6 protein-coding genes are annotated in these 4482 nt (G+C 51.0%); 3 read left to right on the top strand and 3 right to left on the bottom strand.

Annotated features, from left to right (window positions below; all coding sequences use genetic code 11):
- From L3J94_12050 to tnpA, 3 genes are all read right to left on the bottom strand, one after another.
- Positions 1 to 792 (bottom strand): hypothetical protein (locus L3J94_12050; GenBank protein ID MCF6219454.1); only part of this gene is annotated, 792 nt, incomplete at its 3' end.
- 126 nt (positions 793 to 918) lie between these two features.
- Positions 919 to 1185, bottom strand: a complete 267-nt coding sequence (locus L3J94_12045; protein MCF6219453.1) for a hypothetical protein — start codon at positions 1183 to 1185, stop codon at positions 919 to 921.
- A gap of 225 nt (positions 1186 to 1410) precedes the next feature.
- Positions 1411 to 1851 carry an IS200/IS605 family transposase gene (gene tnpA / locus L3J94_12040; GenBank protein MCF6219452.1) on the bottom strand — a complete coding sequence of 147 codons (441 nt, stop codon included), beginning with the start codon at positions 1849 to 1851 and terminating at the stop codon, positions 1411 to 1413.
- A gap of 182 nt (positions 1852 to 2033) precedes the next feature.
- Between tnpA and L3J94_12035 the strand changes: the two genes are divergently transcribed.
- The 3 genes from L3J94_12035 to nadA form a co-directional block, all read left to right on the top strand.
- Positions 2034 to 3269 carry an ISL3 family transposase gene (locus L3J94_12035; protein ID MCF6219451.1) on the top strand — a complete coding sequence of 412 codons (1236 nt, stop codon included), beginning with the start codon at positions 2034 to 2036 and terminating at the stop codon, positions 3267 to 3269.
- Positions 3211 to 3954, top strand: coding sequence for an NUDIX hydrolase (locus tag L3J94_12030; protein ID MCF6219450.1), 744 nt, complete (start codon positions 3211 to 3213; stop codon positions 3952 to 3954). Before L3J94_12035 ends, L3J94_12030 begins: the two co-directional genes overlap by 59 nt.
- A 40-nt stretch (positions 3955 to 3994) precedes the next feature.
- Positions 3995 to 4482: quinolinate synthase NadA (gene nadA / locus L3J94_12025; GenBank protein MCF6219449.1), on the top strand; the 488-nt coding region annotated here is incomplete at its 3' end.

Here is a 4482-nt window from a genome sequence, read left to right as displayed (position 1 = left end):
TTGATCCTTCTTGGGGGTTGCATGGTAAACCAGACTGTAATCGGTGGGGCTGATAATCAGTTCGTTGCTGGGTCTCCCCCCTGCTGGAGGGGTTGTGATCTTGCAGTGCTGGCTCCACTCCCCCATGAGTTTGTAAACTGTGGTGGCTTCACCCTGTGTCAGGCGGTAGGGGTGGATGGCCACCAACAGAAGAACCTGTAGATAGGCCTGTTCGATAGTGGTCTGCCGACTCTCTTCAATAGTGATTGGGGCAGACTCAATGCAGAGTGTGGTTGCCAATTTGTAGAGTTCTGCAAGCTCCAGCCAGATTCGTGGGGTCTGGCTTTCATAGCAAAGGTAGCGGTCGAGTATCAAACGCCCAATATAGTGGATGGAGAGATGAATCGCCTGGGTGATCTCCCCAAGCGAGAGGCGTTGTCCAGGGTTGATGATGTGCTGACAAATAACAATCTTGTACCCGTGTGCCATCTCATTGAGCAGGCGCTTGATGTTGCGGGATGCCTCTTTGTGTTTGCCAGTCAATGGCAAAGGTACCGCAAGATATTTTTTTCTGATGATCTCAATCGGGTGCAGCAGTGCATTTGCAAACAGCTGCATGCTATGAAAGCGCAGTGCATTATCCATCTCTGTTCGATTCAGCTCGGCCAGTACAGGCAGGCTCTTCTGTACTGTGGTAGCCGCATCGAACAGAGGGAGATCTTTTACCCAGGAGGCGATCTCTTCACTTTGGGTGCCAATCGACAGGGTGTGTCCGGGCGTGGGTTTTGGTATGGATATTTTTAGTGCTGACATAACTTCACTCTGCAAATGCCTCTTCTAGGAAGTTATAGCGGCAGTACGGTGAAATTATTTACATTTACGTTCTCTTCAACTGATTAATCCAGGACTGCCTATTACCCATAAGTCATTCAACACAAGTCACCCGTCATCAAGCAATAAGAAAACTCCGCACATCATTTGGAAAGCAGCATATCCTTGCCATAGTAGCTGATGTCCCGGAGGCGGATCACTGTTTCGACCAAGATACCCACCCATTTTAGCCACTAACCGAACAGCCTCACCCAACAGTAAAGGGGGGCTAATCTTTTTTTTGGCATAGGCACGCAGGGTTCGCAACTCCACATCCGAGAACAGAATTTCTGCTGGAAACTCAGGTGTTTCTCTGCCCAAGAGCGTCATTAACATGATTCGCCAAGCGATAACCAGATTAATACCAATCGCCCTGCGTTGCCGTTCTGCGCTTTCGTGAGCAAGATCGCCTATACGGCAACCTGACCTCAACGGTGTGGGGACAAGGCCTGCTGTCCCCCAGCTGTTGCTACATTTACTTAGAACTCAACAACCACCGGCTAAAGACCGGTGGGTTAGATTTTCGGACTGAAAGTCCGGATACGGGGCGGATAGCCCCGTTTATTCATCCGGCTCTACTTCCATTTTAAAATCCGTACTTGGCTTCGGCTCAAAGTGATGTTCCAAGTAATCTTGGATCATCTCTTCCGTCATCTGCCCCACCGTCGCACAAAAATATCCTCTTGCCCAGAAGTGCCGACCCCAGTAACGCTTCTTTAGCTTCGGAAACTCCTCAAACAACTTCCTCGACGTACGGCCTTTTATCCTACGCATTATCTCACTGGGCGCCATATTCGGTGGCGCTGATACCAAAATATGCACGTGATCCTTGCTCACCACTCCCTTCAATATCTTAATCTCAAATGCATCGCACGTTTGCCGTACTAACTCCCGTACCCGACTACCAACATCTCCTACCAGCACTTTATAGCGATATTTCGTTACCCAAACAAAGTGATACTCAATCGCATAAGCCGTATGACTACCATACCGATATTTCATCTCTTATCCCCCAGTAACTAGGGAAGCATCCTAGCAACTCCTACTGCTGAGAGATAAATCTGTTCGCCTGAAAGGCGAAGGTTTAAACCTTACGCATGGAAAATTAAAAAAGTCAAAAAATGTAAAAGAGCTTATATATAAGGCTCTTCCCCAAATCAGGTGGGTAGGTTAGCGTAATCCCCATGAGAGACAAAGATCTATACGCCCAGATTCTGGGCATCGAGAGTCCTTGGCAGGTATCCAGTGTAGAACTAGCCCTATCAGCGGGTGAAGTGACGGTACACGTTGAGCAAGAAGAAGGTGCTGCCAAATGTTGCCCGACCTGCGGAAAACATTCGCCTGGCTATGATTCCCGCACACGTAAGTGGCGGCACCTGGACACCTGTCAATACAAGACCATTCTGGTGGCAGATGTCCCCAGAGTGAGATGCAAAGAGCATGGCGTGGTCACCGTGTCGGTCCCATGGGCGGAACCGGGTTCTGGATTCACGGCGATGTTTGAGGCGCTGGTGATCGACTGGTTGAAAGAAGCATCCACCTCGGCGGTCTCTCGATTGATGAATCTAAGCTGGAATGCTATTGACGGAATTATGCAGCGTGCTGTTGAGCGAGGGCTGTCTCGCAGGGAGGAGGCATCCCCGACACAGATTGGTGTGGATGAAACGGCCTTCAGGAAGCGGCATGACTACGTGACCATCGTATCGGATCAGGAAGAAGGAACCGTACTGCACGTGGGGAGTGACCGAAAAAAGGAAACACTCAAGGCATGGTATGAAAGCCTGACAGAAGAGCAGCGAGAGGCCATAGAGAGTGTCTCCATGGATATGTGGCCGGCCTTCATCAATGCCACACTGGAAAGCCTGCCGGGGGCGGAGGAAAAGATTGCCTTTGATAAATTCCATGTTGCCAAATATCTCGGTGAGGCTGTTGACAAGGTGCGCCGCCAAGAGCACAAAGCGCTGATGGCGGAAGGTTATGAGGACCTCAAGGGCAGCAAATATGACTGGCTCTACAACCCTGAGAACATGACACGCAAACAGAAGCGGCGGTTCAAGGCACTGCGCGAGAGCACACTGAAGACGGCCCGAGCCTGGGCAATCAAAGAATTGGCGATGTCACTCTGGCACTATGTCAGTAAGACCTGGGCGCGCAAAGGTTGGGAGCAATGGCTGTCCTGGGCGGTACGCAGCCGACTGGACCCAATCAAGGCAGTGGCCAAGACGATCAAGGGGCATCTGTGGGGAATATTGAATGCGATTGTTCTGAAGGTAAGCAATGGTCCGGCAGAAAGTCTCAATAGCCGGATAAAGATGATCAAGGTACGCAGCAGAGGTTTCCGCAACAAGGAGCGGTTTGCCAATGCAATCTACTTTCACCTTGGAGGGTTGGATCTTTATCCTGAGGGCGTGGCTAGATGAAAGCCACCCACTCGATCAGGGGAAGAGCCATCAATATCCGCGTCCCGCAGTGACTACAGATGTTGCTGTATTTACGATACGTGGCCAGCAGCTACAGCTGTTGTTGATACAGCGCGCTGGCGAGCCCTATCAAAACAGTGGGGCGCTGCCGGGGGGTTTTTTGGATATTAATGAGGATCTGGAGGCTTGCGCCAAGCGTGAACTGGCAGAAGAGACGGGGAGAAGCGGTGTCTATCTTGAGCAGCTCTACACCTTTGGCTCGCTCAATCGTGATCCCCGTGGGCGTGTTATCAGCGTGGCTTATTATGCGCTGGTGCCTTCTGGCCGACTGCAACCCAAAGCGGCAAGTGATGCCGCTGATGTGCGGTGGTTTGCACTGGATCAGCTGCCACCCCTGGCTTTTGACCATCAACAGATTGCGGCTCTGGCACAGCGCAGGCTTGCGGCAAAACTGGACTACTCCACTATAGCCTTTCAGTTTATGCCAAAAACTTTTACCCTAAGTGAGTTGCAAGCAGTGTATGAAATTCTGATCAATGAGCGTTTGGATAAGCGCAATTTCCGCAAAAAGATATTAGCATTGAAGGAGATTGAAGCGGTGGGTGAGCTGCGCCGAACAGGGAACCATCGTCCAGCTCGCGTCTATCAGCTAAAAAACCCGGAGCGGGTTGATATTATTAAATAAGGCTATTTAATGCCCTGAATTGAGAATAGAGAGTCGCGTTATGTCCAGAAGCAGTAAGATTGCTCAAGATGCAACCAAACAGCAGCGTACCTTTGAGGTGCCACAGCACCCCAAATGGCCATTGTTGGATGAGGACGAAAAAAAGGCGCTGAAGGCGCGCATCAAGCAGCTGTTGATAGAGAAAAATGCAGTGCTGGTTGCCCACTATTATACCGATGGCGATCTTCAGGATTTGGCAGAGGAGACGGGCGGTTGTGTATCGGACTCACTCGAAATGGCTCGCTTCGGCCATCTGCACGATGCGCCTACACTGGTCGTGGCCGGGGTTCGTTTTATGGGTGAGACGGCCAAGATTCTCAGCCCCGAAAAGCGTATTCTGATGCCGGATCTCAATGCGACCTGCTCTCTGGATGAGGGTTGCCCCCCTGATCAGTTTGCGGCTTTTTGCGAGGCTCACCCAGATCACACCGTTGTGGTCTATGCCAATACCAGCGCTGCGGTTAAGGCGCATGCCGACTGGATGGTTAC

This window comes from Gammaproteobacteria bacterium (assembly GCA_021647245.1).
In the GTDB taxonomy this organism is placed as follows: domain Bacteria; phylum Pseudomonadota; class Gammaproteobacteria; order RBG-16-57-12; family RBG-16-57-12; genus JAFLJP01.
This window is presented reverse-complemented; position numbering and strand designations above follow the sequence as displayed.